Origin of the sequence: Flavobacterium fontis (assembly GCF_900129405.1) — a bacterium.
In the GTDB taxonomy this organism is placed as follows: domain Bacteria; phylum Bacteroidota; class Bacteroidia; order Flavobacteriales; family Flavobacteriaceae; genus Flavobacterium; species Flavobacterium fontis.
Window position 1 is genome coordinate 1 of the sequence record NZ_FQVQ01000012.1, and the last position, 19,928, is coordinate 19,928.

General features: G+C 42.6%; 16 protein-coding genes. 7 read left to right on the top strand and 9 right to left on the bottom strand.

Translation table 11 applies throughout. From position 1 onward, the window contains the following. Positions 1-686: 686 nt before the first annotated feature. From thrS to rplT, 4 genes are all read left to right on the top strand, one after another. The gene (thrS, locus tag BUC17_RS09965; protein WP_073363901.1) at positions 687-2,633 is read left to right on the top strand and encodes a threonine--tRNA ligase; all 1,947 of its coding nucleotides are present in this window, start codon (positions 687-689) and stop codon (positions 2,631-2,633) included. A gap of 37 nt (positions 2,634-2,670) precedes the next feature. Further along, positions 2,671-3,222 carry a translation initiation factor IF-3 gene (gene infC, locus BUC17_RS09970; RefSeq protein WP_073363903.1) on the top strand — a complete coding sequence of 184 codons (552 nt, stop codon included), beginning with the start codon at positions 2,671-2,673 and terminating at the stop codon, positions 3,220-3,222. A 97-nt stretch (positions 3,223-3,319) separates the two neighbouring features. Beyond that, on the top strand, positions 3,320-3,517 hold the full coding sequence (rpmI, locus tag BUC17_RS09975) for a 50S ribosomal protein L35 (RefSeq protein ID WP_073363905.1): 198 nt from the start codon (positions 3,320-3,322) through the stop codon (positions 3,515-3,517). A gap of 93 nt (positions 3,518-3,610) precedes the next feature. Beyond that, complete coding sequence (gene rplT / locus BUC17_RS09980) at positions 3,611-3,955, top strand: 50S ribosomal protein L20 (protein ID WP_073363906.1); 345 nt, start codon at positions 3,611-3,613, stop codon at positions 3,953-3,955. Positions 3,956-4,207: 252 nt separating this feature from the next. Here the strand turns inward: rplT and BUC17_RS09985 are convergent, their stop codons facing one another. Together BUC17_RS09985 and BUC17_RS09990 are read right to left on the bottom strand one after the other, a co-directional pair. After that, positions 4,208-5,059 carry an isoaspartyl peptidase/L-asparaginase gene (locus tag BUC17_RS09985; RefSeq protein ID WP_073363908.1) on the bottom strand — a complete coding sequence of 284 codons (852 nt, stop codon included), beginning with the start codon at positions 5,057-5,059 and terminating at the stop codon, positions 4,208-4,210. A gap of 280 nt (positions 5,060-5,339) precedes the next feature. Continuing rightward, positions 5,340-6,212: a cyanophycinase gene (locus BUC17_RS09990; RefSeq protein WP_073364079.1), complete on the bottom strand. Its 873-nt coding sequence runs from the start codon at positions 6,210-6,212 to the stop codon at positions 5,340-5,342. A 233-nt stretch (positions 6,213-6,445) separates the two neighbouring features. Here BUC17_RS09990 and cphA point away from each other — a divergent pair, with 233 nt between their 5' ends. The 3 genes from cphA to BUC17_RS10005 all read left to right on the top strand — a co-directional run bounded on the left by cphA (position 6,446) and on the right by BUC17_RS10005 (position 12,858). Next, positions 6,446-9,061, top strand: a complete 2,616-nt coding sequence (gene cphA / locus BUC17_RS09995; RefSeq protein WP_073363911.1) for a cyanophycin synthetase — start codon at positions 6,446-6,448, stop codon at positions 9,059-9,061. Between the two features lie 92 nt (positions 9,062-9,153). Next, positions 9,154-10,614: a hypothetical protein gene (locus BUC17_RS10000; RefSeq protein WP_143161777.1), complete on the top strand. Its 1,461-nt coding sequence runs from the start codon at positions 9,154-9,156 to the stop codon at positions 10,612-10,614. Between the two features lie 108 nt (positions 10,615-10,722). Then, positions 10,723-12,858, top strand: coding sequence for a S9 family peptidase (locus tag BUC17_RS10005; RefSeq protein ID WP_073363915.1), 2,136 nt, complete (start codon positions 10,723-10,725; stop codon positions 12,856-12,858). Positions 12,859-13,097: 239 nt separating this feature from the next. On the opposite strand, the gene BUC17_RS10010 is transcribed toward BUC17_RS10005, so the two are convergent. The 7 genes from BUC17_RS10010 to BUC17_RS10040 form a co-directional block, all read right to left on the bottom strand. After that, positions 13,098-14,363 carry an asparagine synthetase B gene (locus BUC17_RS10010; protein ID WP_073363917.1) on the bottom strand — a complete coding sequence of 422 codons (1,266 nt, stop codon included), beginning with the start codon at positions 14,361-14,363 and terminating at the stop codon, positions 13,098-13,100. Positions 14,364-14,721: 358 nt separating this feature from the next. Beyond that, a complete protein-coding gene (locus BUC17_RS10015) occupies positions 14,722-15,387 on the bottom strand; it encodes a response regulator transcription factor (protein WP_073363918.1) in 666 nt (221 codons plus the stop codon). After that, positions 15,377-16,177, bottom strand: coding sequence for a sensor histidine kinase (locus BUC17_RS10020; protein ID WP_073363919.1), 801 nt, complete (start codon positions 16,175-16,177; stop codon positions 15,377-15,379). Before BUC17_RS10020 ends, BUC17_RS10015 begins: the two co-directional genes overlap by 11 nt. Then, positions 16,158-16,799: a hypothetical protein gene (locus tag BUC17_RS10025; RefSeq protein ID WP_073363921.1), complete on the bottom strand. Its 642-nt coding sequence runs from the start codon at positions 16,797-16,799 to the stop codon at positions 16,158-16,160. The genes BUC17_RS10020 and BUC17_RS10025 overlap by 20 nt, the downstream gene beginning before the upstream one ends. 3 nt (positions 16,800-16,802) lie before the next feature. Further along, positions 16,803-17,120: a hypothetical protein gene (locus BUC17_RS10030; RefSeq protein WP_073363922.1), complete on the bottom strand. Its 318-nt coding sequence runs from the start codon at positions 17,118-17,120 to the stop codon at positions 16,803-16,805. Positions 17,121-17,205: 85 nt separating this feature from the next. Next, on the bottom strand, positions 17,206-18,750 hold the full coding sequence (dnaB, locus tag BUC17_RS10035) for a replicative DNA helicase (protein ID WP_073363925.1): 1,545 nt from the start codon (positions 18,748-18,750) through the stop codon (positions 17,206-17,208). Between the two features lie 142 nt (positions 18,751-18,892). Next, on the bottom strand, positions 18,893-19,846 hold the full coding sequence (locus BUC17_RS10040) for an acetyl-CoA carboxylase carboxyltransferase subunit alpha (protein WP_073363927.1): 954 nt from the start codon (positions 19,844-19,846) through the stop codon (positions 18,893-18,895). Between the last annotated feature and the right edge of the window lie 82 nt (positions 19,847-19,928).

Below are 19,928 nucleotides of genomic sequence, written 5' to 3' on the forward strand. Positions count from 1 at the left end.
TTTTTTTGACTCGGGTTCTAGCTTAATTCTAATCCATATCGATTAGCCTTACTCTCTCTTAATTTTTGCTGTCAATCCAATATGTCTATGAACTTATCTTCTCAATTCTAACTAACCTCTCTCGGTTAGCGGGTGCAAAAGTAAAACTCTTTTTTAATCTGACAAATACTTTTGCAACTTTTTTTTCGAAATCTTTTACCATCCCGAATCCCCATCACTTCCGTTTTGGGAGTGCAAATATAGAAACCTATGCACCCTATATCCAAAAAAAAAGCGCTCTTTTTTCTATCTTTTTTTCTATCGGCTTGTTTCCAAAGACTTACACCTTAAAGAAAGCGGGTTCTCGAGGATAAAATCCACTCCAAAGGCCGAGTTGGGGGTGGTTTTTGAAAATACAACACTCCAAAAACTTCGTGAAAAAAGCGACTTTTTTTGGTTTTGGCTTTTTAAAAGCAGAGGCGTAAGGCCTTCTTCTGAAGCAGTAAGCGCACAACACAGCCCCGGGCGACGCGGTACCCTGCCCCGGCGATAGCCCCAAGGGGCCGGTATAGCATAGCACGGGAACCCGCATACAATAAAACCCGAAAACACAGTGCTGCCTAAAAATACATCCCTATTATTATAGTAGCATTGTTTGTAGGGACACGTGCAATACCTTATATTTGCACTCCATTAAAATAAACGGAATGATTCAGATTACTTTACCAGACGGTTCGATTAAGGCGTTTTCCGCGGGTGTGACTCCGATGGAAGTGGCCAAAAGTATTAGCGAAGGATTGGCGCGAAATGTGATTTCGGCCTCTTTTAACGGCACCACGGTGGAAACCGAAACGGCCTTGACTACGGACGGCAGCTTGGTATTGTATACGTGGAACGATTTGGAGGGAAAGAAAGCGTTTTGGCATTCCACCTCACACGTGATGGCGCAGGCCTTGCAAGAAATCTACCCTGGCATAAAGTTGACCCTCGGACCCGCCATCGACAATGGTTTTTACTACGATGTGGATTTTATGGAGCACAAAATCACGGATGCTGATTTCAAAAAAATCGAAGACCGCGTCTTGGAGATTGCCCGTGAGAAGCATGAATTCAAAATGCGTTCGGTTTCCAAAGCAGAGGCTTTAGCGGTATACAAAGACAACGAATATAAAACCGAATTGATTTCCAATTTGGAAGACGGCACGATTACCTTTTGTGACCACTCGAATTTCTTTGATTTATGTCGTGGGGGACATATTCCGAACACCGGCTTAATCAAAGCGATGAAAATCATGAGTGTGGCAGGCGCCTATTGGCGTGGAGATGAAAAGAACAAGCAGTTGACTCGTGTCTATGGTATTTCGTTTCCGAAACAAAAAGACTTGACTGAGTATTTGGAATTACTAGAAGAGGCGAAACGTCGTGACCACCGTAAATTGGGGAAAGAGTTGGAATTGTTTGCCTTTTCTCAAAAAGTGGGACAGGGCCTACCCTTATGGCTACCTAAAGGAGCGGCATTACGCGATCGTTTGGAGCAGTTTTTGAAGCGCGCTCAAAAGAAAGCGGGTTACGAGCAAGTAGTTACGCCACACATTGGACAAAAAGAATTGTATGTGACTTCGGGACACTACGCCAAATACGGCGCTGACAGTTTCCAACCCATTCATACGCCAGCAGAAGGCGAAGAGTTTTTGTTAAAACCCATGAACTGTCCGCACCACTGCGAAATTTATAACACCAAACCTTGGTCGTACAAAGACTTACCAAAGCGTTATGCCGAATTTGGTACTGTTTACCGTTACGAGCAATCGGGGGAATTGCATGGTTTGACTCGTGTACGCGGATTTACTCAAGACGATGCCCATATTTTCTGTACGCCCGAACAATTGGATTCGGAGTTTAAAAAAGTAATCGACTTAGTATTGTATGTATTCGGTTCGTTAGGTTTTGAAAACTTTACGGCTCAGGTATCGGTTCGCGACTTGGACAACCCTGACAAATACATTGGAAGTGTTGAAAATTGGGAAAAAGCAGAAAACGCTATTATCAATGCAGCCCGCGATAAAGGACTGAATTATGTCATTGAAAGTGGTGAAGCAGCCTTCTACGGTCCGAAACTTGACTTCATGGTAAAAGACGCCTTGGGTCGCAGCTGGCAGTTGGGAACCATCCAAGTGGACTACAACTTACCAGAGCGTTTCGAACTAACGTACAAAGGTTCAGACGACAAGTTACACCGCCCGGTGATGATTCACCGTGCGCCATTTGGATCTATGGAGCGTTTTATCGCGATTTTACTCGAACATACGGCTGGAAATTTCCCGCTTTGGTTGATGCCCGAACAAGCTATCATCCTGTCTTTGAGTGAGAAATATGAAAATTATGCGCAAAAAGTTTTAAGTTTGCTGGAAAATAGCGAAATTCGCGCCCTAATTGACAACCGCAACGAAACGATTGGTAAGAAAATTCGTGAAGCGGAGATGCAAAAAATGCCGTTTATGTTGATTGTGGGTGAAGAAGAGGAGAAAAACGGAACCGTTTCTGTTCGCCGTCATGGACAAGAAGGCAAAGGAAACAGTACGATGTCTATTGAAGATTTTGTTGGACTTGTTCAAGAAGAAATCGGAAAATCATTAAAATCATTTGAAGTATAACCCCCTGGCAACAGGATAAAATAAAAAAGCCATAGCAATTAGAAATAACAGAGGTAGTTACAAACCTCGCGAAGAAAAAAAAGACGCACACCGTATCAATACGAATATTCGTGTGCAGGAGGTTCGTTTAGTTGGCGACAACGTTGAACCCGGAGTCTACAAAATCACGGAAGCCTTGCGCTTGGCCGAGGAATTGGAAGTGGATTTGGTGGAGATTTCACCCAATGCCGATCCGCCGGTATGTAAATTGATGGATTATGGCAAGTTCTTGTACCAACAAAAGAAACGGGAAAAAGAACTGAAAGCCAAATCGTCGCAGATTACGGTTAAAGAAATTCGTTTTGGCCCACAAACCGATGAGCACGATTACGAATTCAAAAAGAAGAATGCCGAAAAGTTCTTAAAAGAGGGTTCGAAATTAAAAGCTTTTGTCTTCTTCAAGGGACGTTCGATCATTTATAAAGAACAAGGTCAAATCTTGTTGCTGCGTTTGGCGCAAGATTTGGAAGAACACGGAAAAGTGGAAGCGCTACCCGTATTGGAAGGAAAGCGAATGATTATGTTCATCGCACCCAAAAAGAAAAAATAATTCCGCTAAACCGACGTATATGCTACGAAAGTATTTGAAGCAACCGTCGTCGCGGTACGAAATTGAGTAAATTGAATCGCAATAAATTTGGGAAATTATGCCTAAAATGAAAACAAAATCCAGTGCCAAAAAGCGCTTTAAAGTGACTGGTTCTGGTAAAATCAAAAGAAAGCACGCTTTTAAAAGTCACATTTTGACTAAAAAGTCTAAAAAACGCAAATTGGCGTTAACGCACGCGGCTTTGGTTCACCCAAGTGACGAGCGTAGTGTAAAAGAGCAATTACGTATTGTATAATTGCCTTTACGGTTAAAATTATTTCATAACCCTGGAGCTGGGCCCATCAAGCACATTCAATTGTGCGCCTACTTCAAAAAAATTTAAAAAATTATGCCAAGATCAGTAAATTCAGTTGCTAAAAGAGCACGTAGAAAAAAAATGATGAAGCAGGCTAAAGGTTTCTTTGGCCGTCGTAAAAACGTTTGGACAGTTGCGAAAAACGCGGTAGAAAAAGCAATGCTATATGCATACCGTGATAGAAAGCAGAAAAAGAGAAACTTCCGCGCTTTATGGATTCAGCGTATCAACGCTGGAGCTCGTTTAGAAGGAATGAGTTACTCACAATTCATCGGATTAGTAAAGAAAAACGGTATCGAATTGAACCGTAAAGTATTGGCTGATTTAGCGATGAATCACCCAGAAGCTTTCAAAGCTATCGTGAATAAAGTAAAATAAAAACGTTTGTACAACCAGATTCAATTTACTCACTATATCAAATCCCAATCGTAAGGTTGGGATTTTTTATTTTTGGGCGTGCCCCACCGGCTCCATACTTCCGCCGCTGTCAGGCTCTCCGCTGTAGCCGTGCGGTTCAGCTCCTGCTCCACCTTCGGGCTGCCGCTGCGATCCTTCACGCAAATCCGTATAAAACAGAAACCCCGTTGCTCCATCGGAGTTTCTTTTATCTTGCTTCTTTACTCTTTCTTCTTATTGAAAAACTTCCTCTTTTTCACCATCATAACTTGCAAACACCATACTCGGATGCGAATCTTGATGAAACATTTTTCCGTCTTTGGTAATGGCAATCGCTCCCGCAAATCCGTCAAACGGTGTTAACTCAGCAAAGGTTTTTTCAAATGCTTTTTCCAACGTAAAGCCGTCGGTCACGCGGGTCACAATCTTAGCCGCTACGGCTCCTGAAACGATGTCTTCGCCTACTCCGGTCAAACTCACTCCGCAGTCGGCATTGCAATAATTCCCCGCCACCGTCGCTGAATCGGAAACCCGACCCACCAACTCAAATCCTTTCCCTCCCGTAGACGTGGCTACCGCGATGCGTCCTTCTGCATCTAAAGCCACACAGCCAACCGTTCCCAAACGGGAAGCAGCCACTTTGGCTTCATATTCAGCTCGACGCTGCGGAATTTCGGTCGAAAAGGCTTCAAAACCGTTAGCTCGCGCATAGGCCGTTGCGCCTTCCCCACTTAAGATTCGATCGTCTACCGCCAGTAAATGTTGCGCCACTTGAATCGGATTTTTCACTTCTTCAATGTTGATCACACCGCTCATTTTCATCGTTACACTATCCATCAACGAGGCACTCATGCGAATCTTACCATCGCTTTGAATCTGGGAGCCAATTCCCGCATTAAACAAGGCATCGTCTTCCAATAACGAAACGGCATACACCACAGCTTCCAGGGCCGAATGGGTTTGCAAATAAGCATACGATTGTTTCACTATACGCAATAGTGCTTCTTGTTTCGCTATTTTCGTCTCCAAACTGGTGGACGATTCTGAAAAAAATCCGCCGTGGATGATGATTCGTGTGGGATTCATGGAGAAGTTTCAGGTTTATTTCGCTTCGCTACATCAGTCGGCTAAAGCCTCGTGTCAAGTTTCAAGTTTCAGGTTTCAGGTTTCAAGTTTCAGGTTTCAGGTTTCAGGTTTATTTCGCTACATCAGTCGGCTAAAGCTTCGTGTCAAGTTTCAAGTTTCAGGTTTCAGGTTTCAAGTTTCAGGTTTCAGGTTTAAAGTTTCAAGTCAAAGGTTTATTTCGCTTCGCTACATCAGTCGGCTAAAGCCTCGTGTAAAGTTAAAACCTTTACTATATAAAAAATTAAACGTATTGTGAGGATTTGATGGTCATTTTAAACGTGTCCAAATCAAAAGTATCGTTCTTGCTCAACACATGGGTCACCAAATGGTTGATGGAAATGGGTTGCCCCAATTCGACTTGTGTCAAATTGGTATCCTTAATTTCACGTCCGTCCACCAAAATAACCAGTCCGGAACCAATCGCTTCCATCTGTTTGCCATTGGCGATAAACAAACCCGTATCTTCTCCAAGTCCGACCCCCAATACTTTGGGATTCCCAACGACGGCTTGAAACAAACGTCCGATACGACCGCGTTGTACAAAATGCGTGTCAATCACGACATCATCGATCAGTCCTAATCCCGAAGTAATTTTCACTTCCCCTTTCAACAAGGCTTCGCTACTACTTCCTTGGTAAATCATATTGTTGGAAGCGGCTGCTGCACCCGCTGAAGTTCCCGCATAAATAAAATGCTCGTTGCGGTATTTATCCAATAACAAATCGTGAAACGGTGTTCCTCCTAAAATGGAGGTCAAACGCAATTGGTCACCTCCAGTAAACATGACCACATCCGCATCGCGCAAACGCTGAATGATTTCGGGATCCATCGCTTGCTCCCGTTTTTCGATATACAATACATCCACATTGTGTGCTCCCAAGTAATTGAAAGCCTTCACGTATTCGGGTCCAATTTGTCTTGGAATCTTCGAAGCTGTGGTAATCACTTCGATACGCGAATTTTCTTTGTGTAAGGACTCTTTGATGATACGTTTTAAAATACCTTCCTCAAAGAAGTTCAAGTTTTGAGGTGCTGTCGTATCCAAATCGGTTTCGGTAAAACTTCCTTTGTCTACTGCCCCCCCGATAATGATCAATTTTCCTAGTATTTTCATGCGGGTAAAAATAACCATTTCATCACATTTCGCAAACGTTTTCTACAGATTTACCGCAGGAGTTTTCCCCAAGTTTTCCACGGTAAAGGGAAAAAGAGCAAAAATCATTTTACTGAATTTCAGAAGTATAGTTTGTAATATTTATTTTTTCGCAATCAAATAATACAATCAAAAAAATAATTCGTTATTTTTAACAAATTCGTTAGCTAAATTCAACCCAAGACCCTTGTTTTATGAAAATTGAAAAGATTCAGGCCCTACGTGGACCCAACATTTGGAGTGTACAACGCAAAAAATTAATCCAAATGCGTCTCGACCTGGAAGACATGGAAGAAAAACCCACCAATAAAATTTCAGGATTTCGCGAACGCATCGAAGCCATGTTTCCTACCATGATTGAACACCGCTGCTCTGAAGGTGTGCGCGGTGGCTTCTTTTCCCGCATTGATCGTGGGACTTGGATGGGCCATGTCATTGAACATATTGCCCTTGAAATTCAAACCCTAGCCGGTATGGAAACCGGATTTGGTCGCACCCGCGAAACCAAAACACCGGGTGTATATAATGTTGTTTTCAGTTATGTCGAAGAAAGTGTGGGGATGTATGCCGCCGAAGCTTCTGTGCGCATTGCTGAAGCGCTCATTGCAGGAACCGACTATGATGTGCAAGCCGATATTCAAAAAATGCGGGAAATTCGCGAACGCGTTCGACTCGGCCCATCCACCGGAAGTATCGTAGATGAAGCAGTTGCCCGCGATATTCCTTGGATACGTTTGGGCACTAATTCCCTTGTACAATTGGGATATGGGGTAAACCAAATGCGTTTTCAAGCCACCATTACATGCAAAACGAGCAATATTGCGGTAGACATTGCTTGCAATAAAGAAGAAACCAAACGCATGCTCGACATGGCCTCCATACCCGTAGCCAGCGGGGGCATTTGTGTGGATGAGGAAGATTTGGAAATGGTCATCAAAAAAATTGGCTTTCCCATTGTCATCAAGCCCTTGGATGGAAATCATGGCAAAGGCGCCTCCATCAATGTACAAAATTTAGAAGATGCCAAAGCGGGACTCGCTCATGCCAAAAACTACAGCCGAAGAGTTATCGTTGAAAAATTTATCACAGGATTTGATTTCCGCGTATTGGTGATTGACAATAAACTTGTAGCTGCAGCATTGCGCGAGCCGGCTCATGTGAAAGGCGATGGCGTGAATACCATTCAACAATTAATCGATGAAACCAATAAAGATCCTCGACGTGGATATGGCCATGAAAATGTATTGACCGAAATTACGGTGGATCGCGATACTACCGATTTGTTAACCAAAAAGGGCTATGATTTGAATACCATTCCCGCCAAAGATGAAATTGTGTATTTAAAATCTACTGCCAATCTCAGCACAGGGGGAACTTCGGTCGATGTGACCGATATGATGCACCCGGAAAATATTTTCTTGTGTGAACGCATCTCTCGCGTTATCGGCTTGGATGTATGTGGAATTGATATAATGGCGCCCAATTTAACACAACCCCTTAAAGAAACGGGAGGATGTATTTTGGAGGTCAATGCAGCTCCAGGATTCCGTATGCACTTAGCGCCCTCCGAGGGATTGCCACGAAATGTAGCCGCTCCAGTAATTGATATGTTGTACCCCCCTGGAAAACCCTCGCGCATTCCGATTATTGCGATTACAGGTACCAACGGAAAGACAACAACAACCCGTTTGATTGCACACATGGTGAAAAACAATGGGTTCCGTGTGGGATTTACCACCTCTGACGGAATTTATGTGCAAAACCACATGATGGAAAAAGGGGATACGACGGGTCCCATTTCGGCCGAATACATTTTAAAAGATCCCACGGTGGAATTTGCAGTTCTAGAGACCGCACGCGGGGGAATTCTTCGTTCAGGTTTGGGTTTTAGCCGTTGTGATATTGCTATCATCACCAACATTCAAGAAGATCATCTTGGACTCCAAGATATTCATACTTTGGATGATTTGGCGCGTGTAAAAAGTGTAGTAGTACGCAGTGTAAAAAAAGACGGTTGGGCAATATTAAATGCCGACGACGAGCATTGTATGAAAATTGCACAGGATTTAAGTTGCCAAGTTGCCTATTTTTCGATGGATGAAAACAGTCCCAAAGTCCGAGAACTTTCAAAAGAAGGAAAGATTGTTGCGGTTTATGAAAATGGATTCATCACCATCAAACGCGGGGAATGGAAAATCCGTGTAGAACGTGCCACGCATATTCCGTTGACCATGGGGGGAAAAGCCAAATTCATGATTGCCAACGTCTTGGCCGCTGCGCTAGCAGGCTATCTTCATGGATTTAAAACAGAAGACATCAGTCTATCGCTACAAACATTCATTCCGGGCGCGGCACAAACACCGGGTCGTATGAATATATTTGAGTTTAAAAAATTCAAAGTCATGATCGACTTTGCGCACAATCCTGCGGGCTACCGTGGCATTGAAGAGTTCTTAACCAATGTAGAAGCCACCAAAAAAATTGGCATTATTGCTGGCGTTGGCGACCGACGAGATGAGGATATTAAAGAATGTGCCAAAATTGCTGCACGCATGTTTGATCATATTATCATTCGACAAGAAAAACACTTACGCGGCCGCACAGAGGAGGAGATTATCGGACTCATCATGGAAGGCATTCAAGAAAGTGGATCACATGTTACCCACGAAATCATCACGAAAGAAACCGAGGCGATCAAACACGCTATCAGTACGGCTGAAGAAGGAAGTTTTATCACCGCTTTGAGTGATGTGGTGACCAATGCCATAGAAATTGTCCAAGAATATTTGGACAAAGAACAAGAAAGTTAGGTCACTCTTGAAATAAATTAAAATAACCGGTGTTTACGCATCGGTTTTTTTATGTTACTATTTTAAATGTATCTTTACTGAAAATCAAGAAAATGAAAAAATGTATTCTATTGTGGTGCTTGAGCTTGAGCTTGACCACTATGGCCCAAAAAATTCAACTGAAGAAAGACAAAATTTTATGGGATAAAGTGGAAGTAGCGACCGTCAAAGAACCGTATCGCGACCACTTGGAAATTGGCTCTTTGAGCGGTGAAAAACGATTTACTGTAGCCTACAAAGGATTAAACGCCAATGAAATGCAAATTTACAATTGGTTGGAAATAACCTCGGCCGATGGAAAACAAAAAACAGAAATTCCGTATGAAGTATTGATTACCGCTTTTAACTCGGATCGCATTATTGTACACTTATTGGCTGTCAAATACAATCTAATCAATGAAAAAGGCATCAACGAAGAGGCACTGAAAACATTTTTTGATACGCCAAGAGAATCCTTGAGTGAAAAATATGGCAAAATCGTGGCCTCAGCAAAATTTGAAGCCGACGAACAAAAACGCAAAGTTCAACAAGTAAAAAGTTCGTTAAATCCACAAATAAAAGCCGACAACAGCATTACAATGAACCTCAACGGTCGATTAACGATTGTCGGCAGTATTCAAGCCAAACCTTATGTGGTGGGCAATGGCGTCAATCAATATGTGACTGTGTATGACTTGGATGGCATACCGGTAGCGCGTTTGTCCAATACGGCTATGGATTTTTACAAATACCGTATTGAAACCTATGATGGTAAAAACTATGATTTTTATATCAAAAGTCAGTATAACAACACCAACAGTACCTTTTTGTATGAATTTTTGTGTGACTTAGTAAGTCGTGGGTATATGTTGAACCATCAAGCGAAGATGGAACAACAGCAATTACAACAAGCAAAAATCAATTTAGCCAAAGAACGCAGCGTTAATATTTATCAAAAACCGGGATATTTGATAGATGAAGAAGGGGTGAAATACACTGGAATTTTGAGTATTAATTTTCAAATGTTGGATGTCAATCAAACCGGACAAGTACTCCCTGAAAACACAGCCGATCGATTTGGGAAAACCGTTTCTATTACGTACAAGAATGACAAAAATCAGGAGCGCACCAAATCGTTTAAAGCCAACAGTGGCGCGTACTTTTGCATACAAGAGCAAGGGAAAGAAACATTTTATTACGGCATGGCTGTGAAAGGCGACTCGATGAAAAAATTACAAAACATGGGGAACCTCAGTTTTGATAACGCTTATTTTTATCAATTAATCTACAAAGAAGATTCTATCTTGGTCTTGCAAGATCCTGTCGAAACCGATCGTTATGTGATAAAAATCAAAAGCGAATCCAAAGGGCAGATGATTGACCGACGCGACACCGATGAATTGGCACCTGTTTTGGCAGAATACCTCAAAGCTTGTCCCGCAACCGCCACTTCCCTTCGTAAAGGGGAAATGGACTTGAAAATAGAACAAAATTTAATCACCCTTGCCAAAGAATACCAAGCCTGTAAAAAATAAAGGAAAAGGACAACGAAGCGGTTGTCCTTTTTTTTGGCATTTCGCGATAGGAGGCACTAGAGACTTCGCTCTGAAATCCGTATTTTTACCCCACAAATCGCTAAACACATGAAGAAAAAATTTGGAATGGTATTGGGATGGCTCTTGGTTTTTGGATGGAGTGCCGCCCAGTTGAAAACAATCACGCTGGAAGAAAGCGTCTTGCAACAAAATCGAAAATTTGGTGCCGATCGCATGACGGGATTTCAATGGATCCCCGGATCAACGGATTATGTCTATTACACCACTATGTGGACAAAAATGATGCAGGCGTCTGCCACGCGCACTGAAGCCAAAGAAGGAATAACGCTAGCGGAACTGAATGCCGCTTTAGGGACCAAAATCACTAATTTTTTTGGACTTCAATGGATCGATAATAGTCATGTTTTAGTTACCGAAAACGGGAAGTATTATCAATACAATCGCGTGACAAAATCGGGAAAACTGCTTTTCTCCCTTCCTGAAGAGGCGGAAAACACGACTCCAGATGCGGCGAAACAAAAAATAGCTTACACCAAAGGCAACAACCTTTATGTGCATACAGGTTCTCAAGACGTTGCGGTTACACAAGAGACTTCCCCAGGTATCGTGTCGGGACAGTCGGTCTCGCGCAATGAATTTGGGATTAGTGGCGGAATTTTTTGGTCACCCAAAAGTACTTTTCTTGCCTTTTACCAAAAAGATGAGACCCAAGTGGCGGACTATCCGTTGTTGGATATGACCCAAACCCCAGGAAAATTAATGCCTATCAAATATCCGATGGCGGGACAAGCATCGGAGCAAGTGCGCGTAGGAATTTATCATTTGGCTTCGGGAAAAACGGTATTTATTCGCCCAAAAAGTGGAGGATTGAATGATTATATGACCAATTTATCTTGGACACCGGATGAAAAATATATTTTGGTAGCCGAATTAAACCGCGGGCAAAATACAATGCACTTAAACTTGTATGAAGCCGCTACGGGAACCTTTGTGCGCACTTTGCTACAGGAAACCCATGAGCGTTGGGTTGAACCCGAGCATGAGGCTTTTTTCCCCTCGGCACAATCCTCTGACTTTATTTGGTTTAGTGAGCGGGATGGCTTTCAAAACTTGTATTACTATGATTTGAATGGAAAATTGATACAACAATTAACGCGAAATAAGTTTCCCACCCGTGAAATCATCGGAGCGAATCCGGAGGGGACAGTAGTATATTTTAAAGCTACGGGGGAACAGGGGATCAATATGCTCTTGTATAAAGTTACCTTGAAAGGAAAGCAAACGTTGGTTTCGACTACGCTTGGCGTGCACAATGGCGTTTTGTCTCCCGACGGACAGTGGTTATTTGATGAATATTCGAATGCCACAACTCCTTCACAATCGGTACTTTGGAATGCCAAAGGAAAAGCGACGGTAGTGATGACGAGCAGCAATAAATATGAGGGATATGCTTTAGGAAGCGCTGAAATCAAAACGATTAAAGCAGCCGATGGCGTTACCGATTTGTTTACGCGCTTGATCAAGCCAAGTAATTTTGATCCTACCAAAAAATACCCTGTATTGGTGTATGTGTATGGAGGACCGCATGCACAAATGATTACCAATTCCTACCTTTTGGGGGCTAATTTGTGGATGTATTGGATGGCTGAACAAGGATATTTGGTTTTTACGGTAGACAACCGCGGATCGGACAATCGGGGATTTGCCTTTGAAAGTGTAATACATCGCAATTTGGGCAATCATGAAATGGCCGATCAATTGAACGGCATTGCATATTTAAAGTCCCTACCCTATGTGGATGCTAATCGATTGGCGGTACATGGGTGGAGTTATGGTGGTTTTATGACGACTTCGTTACTGTTACGTCACCCCGATGTGTTTAAAGTAGGGGTTGCGGGCGGTCCCGTGATCGACTGGAAATGGTATGAAGTGATGTATGGCGAACGATATATGGACACCCCCGAAGAAAATCCGGAGGGCTATGCTACGGCTAATGTGAGTCAGTACGCTAAAAATTTGACCGGAAAGTTATTGCTGATTCACGGTACTTCGGATGATGTGGTGGTAGAACAACATAATTTGGCTTTGGTTAAAAAATTGATTGAGGCGGGCAAACAAGCCGACTACTTCCCCTACCCGATGCACAAACACAATGTAACGGGGAAAGACCGGGTACACCTCATGAAAAAGGTATTGGATTATGTGATAGAAAATAATAGATAGAAAAATTCCCTATCGAAGTTTCGGGACCAAATCCCAAATTCCAATTGGTTTTTCAGTTGGAATTTGGGATTTTTTTTATGCCTTTGAAAGACGGTAGGTTGTATCTAGCCCCGGTAGAGCCCTTGTTGGAGCTCTTGTAGCGCAGCGGAAAAGCGACGGGCGAAAACGGGAGGAGGGTGCTTTTGAAAACGATACGGGTGCTCCTGTAAAGACTCACAATTGTGAGTCTCTGTGAGTCTTTACGTTTTTTGTTTTTTCTTTTTAGCGGCGGGAAATAGGACGTTGTTGAGAATCAAACGAAATCCGGGTGAAGTGGGATGCAGGTCCAAAACGGTAGGTTCATCGCCTACTTGATGGCGGTAATCTTCGGGATCGTGGCCGCCGAAGAAAGTAAAAAAGCCTTTCCCTTTTTGGCCGTGGATATAGCGGGCTTCTTCATTAATTTGGCATTCGCCCAAGACCAACACATTAGATTTAATGTTCGCACGGTCGAAAGCGGTCGTTTGGCCCATGAACCCTTTGACCAATTGGGTATGATTTTGGCACAACATGCTTGGAATCACGTCCCATTTGGCCGAATACTCCATCAACGTAAAATAGTCTTTTTCAAAAGGTACGCGACGTTTTTCGGTCATATCAATATCGGAGAACTCGTAGCGTTCGGGGCGGCGTTCGAGGATAAAATCTTTGAAGGCAAAAGTGCGGGTGTAATCGATACGCGCTTGGTAGTTGGGATCGCTATCATCGCCATCAAACATGGGTTCGCAAATATCCACACCTTCGGCTGCCAGAGCAATATCAAAACTATCGGTGGCCGAGCACATGGCAAACATAAAGCCGCCTCCAATGACGAAATCGCGTATTTTTTTGGCCACAGCCAATTTCGCTTCAGAAACTTTAGTGAATCCTAGTTTGGCAGCTAAGAGTTCGGCCTCACGCTTTTGTTCGATATACCAAGGCGCATTGCGGTAGGCGCCATAGAATTTACCGTATTGGCCCGAGAAATCCTCATGGTGCAAGTGCAACCAATCGTATAGAAGTAACTGATCGGTAAGCACTTCTTCGTCATAGATTGGGGTAAACGGAATTTCGGCATAAGTGAGCACCATGGTTACGGCGTCGTCCCAGGGTTGTTTGCCTTTGGGGGTATAGACAGCGATTTTAGGGGCTTTTTCCAACACAACCGTTTCCATGTTTTGGGAGGGACTCGAAATCTCTTCCAGAATTTGGTTGGCTTCGCCGTCGGAGAGAATTTCAAAACTGACGCCGCGAATCTGACACTCTTTGCGAATTTCGGGCGCATCGGGAAGTAAGAAAGATCCGCCACGGTAATTGAGGAGCCAGCTGGCTTTATAGTCTTTGGACAGCACCCAATAGGTAATCCCATAGGCTTTTAGATGGTTTTTTTGCGACACATCGTCCATGGGTAAAAGAATAAAATTGGCGTAAATCTGCCCTACACAAAGTAAAAACAACCCTACACATATTGAGCCCCATTTTTTCATACCACTACTTCTAAATTTGTTTCGAATTTACAGTTTTCTACGCTATGAAAGCAACAAAGATTTGTTAATTCTAAAGAGATACAAAACACGTAAAAATACGTATATCTAGTTAAAACCTGAATTGTAATTTTGAATCATGATTAACCACCCAACCCCATTTGTAATGAAAAACGCCATGAAAAATATGAGCGTCGGCACCAAACTCGGTTTGAGCTGCATCCTCATCTTATTATTGGTCTATTTAGTTTTATCGGTTAAATTTTTACTGAGTTAACGCTCCTATCGCCCATTCTCAAGTAATGTTGTACGCCAAAACCGATATTCTTCAACACCGATGCTAAACCGTCGGTGTTTTTTTTTATAATCCTTCTAAGGTGACAATTTTATTTTGAATCGCATATACGACCAGGCCAGCAATATTTCGCGACTCGGTTTTCAGCAGGAGGTTATTGCGGTGGCCTTCAACGGTACGGGGACTGATAAACAGTTTGTCGGCAATTTCTTGGGTGTTGAATTGTTGACAAAGCAATTGCAAAACTTCCCGTTCGCGGTTGGTTAAATCATCGGTGGCAAATCGCAATCGGGGCGTTTGCGTAACGATATCTTGCTGAATAACTTCGAGGACTTCGGGCGTATAATAAAATCCTTTTTCAAATACTTGTCGCAGGGTTTCGACCATAAGCGCGGGAGAAGCATTTTTAACCAAATACGCTGAAGCGCCAACATGCAACATATTGGCAATAAAGGCACGGGTGTGATAACTCGTCAATGCGATGGTTTTTATAACTGGAAAGGCTTTGTGAACCATCCGAGTAGCTTCGACTCCATTGACGTCGGGCATTTTTAAATCCATCAAAATGATATCGGGATACGTATCGGTATTTTCAAGATAATCCAGTACTTGTTGTCCGTTGGATGCTTCATAAATCACCTCCATATCGGACTCGCGTTGCAGTAAAAAATACAAGCCTTTTCGAAACAGTTCCTCGTCATCTGCGAGTAGAATCTTTATCTTATTTTTCATTTGAAAACGTTATTTGATAATGCACCCCTTGACCGGGCTGTGCCTTGAGCGTAAGCTTTCCATTGAGGAGTCCCACGCGGCTTTCAATATTACGCAAGCCCAATCCTTTGCGTACCTTGGGATCATTACTGTCAAAACCGCAGCCATTATCGCGGTAATTCAAGATCCAATGCGTCGCAAGCGTTTCAACATTTACGATAACTTCGGACGCTTTTCCATGGCGAACAGAATTGTGGAGTAACTCTTGTAGAATACGAAAAACAGGCAATTGCTTTTCGGTTGTTAGGGCGTCAAAAGACCCATCGCCAGTGCGAGTAACTCTAACTTTTTGGGTGGTATTGTATTCCAAGACCAACTCGTCAACACCGGCTTGTAGTCCAAATTTTTCCAAAACTGGAGGCAACAAATCGTGGGCAATACGACGGGCGCTTTCTAAAGCATTGCCGGTTAGGGTTTCGATATTTTCCATGATTTCTAGGCGTTCATTTTCCTCTAAATTTGGTGTTTTGAGTAAATGGGTATGCAAGGTAACCACGTTGAGTTTGGAACTAATGTCATCGTGTAGGTCTTGCGCAATTCGTTTACGCTCTTCCTCTTGGGTAAATAGTACTGCATGTAATAGGGCTTTCTGATGATTCACTTCCAACTCTCGTTTCTCGATTTCTTTAGCGACGATTTTTTTTCGCGAAAAATAAAAAAACAAGATAAGCACAATGGCCATGGACAAAAACGCCAGAAATGTCCACACAATGGTTTGCACAACGGTCGATTCACTCCACGTAAGTTCCATAGTTTGATTTATAAAGTTGATATACTTGGTAAGCCATGAAAATTTGGAAAACGGTGTACAAAAAAAGATTGAACCCAGAAATCAGCCAAAAGGGAAAATCATAGGCTATTTTCACCATTAAAAAATGGGCTAAAAACAAGGCGGCACTTCCCATGACATACAAAACGACGCCCAAGGTAAAATAGTAAAAGGTTTTATCACCATCCAACATTTGGTACAAATGCAACGTAGCATAAATGACGATGGGCATAGACAACAAATAAATCTCCACGGGATTAAAATCGTGAAATAGTTGCGGATCTATGGCATAGGGTACGGCGTTTAAAAGTAACATCACGGGAACCATTATTTGGATCCATCGTCTTTGTTTGGCCTTTTCCAATACCGTGTAATAAAACCCTGAAAGCAACAAAAATTGGAATGTAAAATAAAAATGCGACAAAAATAGGTTATGAATACCAAGGGAAGAAAGCCCTTTATTTAAGGTTTCAATCACTCCCATCGTTGTCGCATAAATCGTGAGCCATTGTAGTGCACGAGACGTTTTAAAAAAACGAACCCACAGCACCAAAATGACTCCGATTTGGATAAAATAGTAAAGTTGTTTAATAAAAACGAGCATCCACTACCCCATTAACGGACTGGTATAATCGCAGTTTTTGGGACAGGGAGAAGTCATGTCATAAACATACAACCCTTGATCGTAATTGATTAAATCGACCCCATTTTTATCGACACCCACTATCATCAGCTTGGGATTATTGTTGTCATCGATGCCCAAATAAGCGCGAAGGTTTTCAACATTGGGTTCGTTGAGCACTTGCGTAACGTCAATTTCGGGAATCAAAAACGCTTTGATATCAATGGAGCTGGCTTCTTGCCAACGCTTAGCCCAGGTTTGTGCTTGAGCTAAAGGAATTACATTTACAGGTTCTGCTTTCATGTGTTTTTAGGGTTTTGGATTAATGACATAAATATAACTTTTTGGGCAAAAAAAAACAGGTATTTCTACCTGTTTTCGCATTTTTTTAAAAAGGAACATCACTATCATCTTCAAGTGCGGGTGGCGGTCCACCAAAAGCATCGTTGGGTGAAGGCAGATTTTTGGTAAAAAACGGATTATCATCGGCATTCATTTTGGACGGTAAATCACTGAATCCGCTGGCAAAGTCGTCAAGGTTGTCGAATTTACCGAGGTTTCCGATAAATTTCAAACGTATATTTTCCAACGAACCGTTACGGTGTTTTGCAATGATAAATTCCGCTTGTCCTTGCGTTGGCGATTGTTCATCATCATCCCATTCTTCAATTTTATAGTATTCGGGGCGATAAATAAACGACACGATATCGGCATCTTGCTCAATCGCTCCCGATTCACGCAAATCCGAAAGCAAAGGTCGTTTGCTTGAACCCCGTGTTTCAACGGCACGAGACAATTGCGATAAGGCAATCACGGGTACATCCAATTCTTTGGCCAAGGCTTTTAAATTCCGTGAAATCGTAGAAATTTCTTGCTCGCGATTTCCGCCACCTTTCCCTGCGCCACCGGCAGTCATCAACTGTAAATAATCGATAATAATAAGTTTAATACCGTGCTGTGACGCCAATCGTCGGGCTTTGGCTCGTAAATCAAAAATGGACAATGAAGGCGTATCATCGATGTAAAGCGGTGCTTTTTCCAAATCGCGCACTTTAACACTTAATTGTTCCCACTCGTGTTTTTCTAATTTCCCCGTACGGAGTTTCTCAGAAGACAATCCGGTTTCGGAAGATATCAAACGGGTAATCAACTGCACGGAGGACATTTCAAGCGAAAATACGGCTACGGGACTTTGGGAATCGATGGCAATGTTTCGGGCCATAGACAATACAAAGGCGGTTTTACCCATACCCGGGCGTGCTGCGATAATAATCAAATCGGAGGGTTGCCAACCGGAGGTCACTTGATCGAGTTTGTGGAATCCGGTAGGGACGCCGCTCAATCCTTCTTTGTTGGAAATTTCTTCAATGCGTTTTTTGGCTTGCATCACCAAACTTTGCGCTGTTTCGGAGCTGCGTTTGATGTTGCCTTGGGTCACTTCGTACAATTTGGACTCGGCCATATCGAGCAAATCGAAAACATCGGTCGCGTCTTCATAGGCTTCTTCGATGATATCGGAAGAAATTTTGATAAGCGAACGTTGAATGTATTTCTGAAGTATGATTCGCGAGTGGAACTCAATATGCGCCGAAGAAGAAATCTTTTGCGTAAGCTGAATGAGGTAAAAATCGCCGCCAGCCATTTCCAACTTTCCGTTTTTCTTCAATTGAGCCGAAACGGTTAATAAGTCAATGGGTTGGGAATCGGTAAAGAGTTGGAAAATAGCCTCAAAAATGAACTTATGTGCTTCTTTGTAAAACGCATCGGGTTGGAGGATATCAATGACCTCATCGACTCCTTTTTTATCAATCATCATCGCCCCTAAAACCGCCTCTTCCAAGTCCAATGCTTGCGGAGGAAGTTTGCCTTTTTCTAAAGTAATCAAGGTCGTTTTATCCACCTTTACGGGGTTAATATTGCGTAAATTTTCCATAAAGCGAATGTAACCAATTCTACCAAAAACCGGTGGAGGACTTATTACCACCACCTTGTTTATAACTCATACTATTTTGTTAACAACACAAAAAAAATCCGAAACCACGGGCTTCGGATTAAGGGTATTGTGAACTACTTTTTTACTCTTTAAACTCGCCCATCTTGCTGTACTTGTCCATTCTATTGGCGACAAGCTCGGATGTTGATAAATCTTTGAGTTCTTGGAAAGCGTTTAAAATATATTCTTTCACGGTTGCAAATGTCGTTGCTTTATCGTAGTGTGCTCCGCCTAGCGGTTCGGGAATGACATCGTCGACCAACTTTTGCTTTTTCATATCGGTAGACGTCAGTTTCAACGCTTCGGCAGCTTTCTCTTTAAAATCCCAACTTTTCCACAAAATAGACGAACATGATTCAGGAGAAATTACAGAATACCAGGTGTTTTCCAACATGAATACGCGATCTCCTACACCAATTCCTAAAGCTCCTCCAGAAGCGCCTTCGCCAATAATGACACAAATAATGGGCACTTGTAAGCGTGACATTTCGAAGATATTTCGTGCTATGGCCTCCCCTTGTCCACGTTCTTCCGCTTCCATTCCGGGATAAGCCCCTGGTGTATCGATAAAGGTAATGACGGGAATACCGAACTTTTCAGCCATTTTCATCAAACGCAAGGCTTTGCGATAGCCTTCAGGATTGGCCATCCCGAAATTACGGTATTGCCGCATTTTGGTATTGATTCCTTTTTGTTGACCAATTAGCATAAAAGACTGTCCGCCAATCTTTCCTAATCCGCCAATCATGGCTTTATCGTCTTTAAAATTGCGGTCGCCAAACAGTTCCAAGAATGTACCGTCGGTGAGCGTCGTAATGTACTCTAAAGTATACGGACGGTTGGGATGACGCGAAAGTTGCACGCGTTGCCAAGCCGTAAGATTCTTATATATTTTCTTTTTGGTTTCTTCTAATTTCTTTTCGATTTGTTTGCAGGTATTCGTTACATCTACATTGGACTCCTGACCAATAAGCTCACATTTTTCTAATTGGTCTTCCAATTCTTTGATGGGAAGCTCAAAATCTAAATACTCCATACAATATAGGGTTTAGTAAAAGTTCGAAATACAAAGATAGGGGTTTCCTTTTTTTGTGGAAATAAAAAAAAGGGATTAATTG

What these genes read in the sequence shown, in the direction of transcription:
- BUC17_RS09990 (WP_073364079.1), bottom strand. Translation starts at nt 6,212, where the DNA reads ATGAAAATACTAGGAAAATTGATCATTATCGGGGGGGCAGTAGACAAA.
- BUC17_RS10020 (WP_073363919.1), bottom strand. Translation starts at nt 16,177, where the DNA reads ATGGAACTTACGTGGAGTGAATCGACCGTTGTGCAAACCATTGTGTGG.
- BUC17_RS10005 (WP_073363915.1), top strand. Translation starts at nt 10,723, where the DNA reads ATGAAGAAAAAATTTGGAATGGTATTGGGATGGCTCTTGGTTTTTGGA.
- BUC17_RS10030 (WP_073363922.1), bottom strand. Translation starts at nt 17,120, where the DNA reads ATGAAAGCAGAACCTGTAAATGTAATTCCTTTAGCTCAAGCACAAACC.
- rplT (WP_073363906.1), top strand. Translation starts at nt 3,611, where the DNA reads ATGCCAAGATCAGTAAATTCAGTTGCTAAAAGAGCACGTAGAAAAAAA.
- BUC17_RS10000 (WP_143161777.1), top strand. Translation starts at nt 9,154, where the DNA reads ATGAAAAAATGTATTCTATTGTGGTGCTTGAGCTTGAGCTTGACCACT.
- BUC17_RS09985 (WP_073363908.1), bottom strand. Translation starts at nt 5,059, where the DNA reads ATGAATCCCACACGAATCATCATCCACGGCGGATTTTTTTCAGAATCG.
- thrS (WP_073363901.1), top strand. Translation starts at nt 687, where the DNA reads ATGATTCAGATTACTTTACCAGACGGTTCGATTAAGGCGTTTTCCGCG.
- cphA (WP_073363911.1), top strand. Translation starts at nt 6,446, where the DNA reads ATGAAAATTGAAAAGATTCAGGCCCTACGTGGACCCAACATTTGGAGT.
- dnaB (WP_073363925.1), bottom strand. Translation starts at nt 18,750, where the DNA reads ATGGAAAATTTACGCAATATTAACCCCGTAAAGGTGGATAAAACGACC.
- BUC17_RS10010 (WP_073363917.1), bottom strand. Translation starts at nt 14,363, where the DNA reads ATGAAAAAATGGGGCTCAATATGTGTAGGGTTGTTTTTACTTTGTGTA.
- rpmI (WP_073363905.1), top strand. Translation starts at nt 3,320, where the DNA reads ATGCCTAAAATGAAAACAAAATCCAGTGCCAAAAAGCGCTTTAAAGTG.
- BUC17_RS10040 (WP_073363927.1), bottom strand. Translation starts at nt 19,846, where the DNA reads ATGGAGTATTTAGATTTTGAGCTTCCCATCAAAGAATTGGAAGACCAA.
- BUC17_RS10025 (WP_073363921.1), bottom strand. Translation starts at nt 16,799, where the DNA reads ATGCTCGTTTTTATTAAACAACTTTACTATTTTATCCAAATCGGAGTC.
- BUC17_RS10015 (WP_073363918.1), bottom strand. Translation starts at nt 15,387, where the DNA reads ATGAAAAATAAGATAAAGATTCTACTCGCAGATGACGAGGAACTGTTT.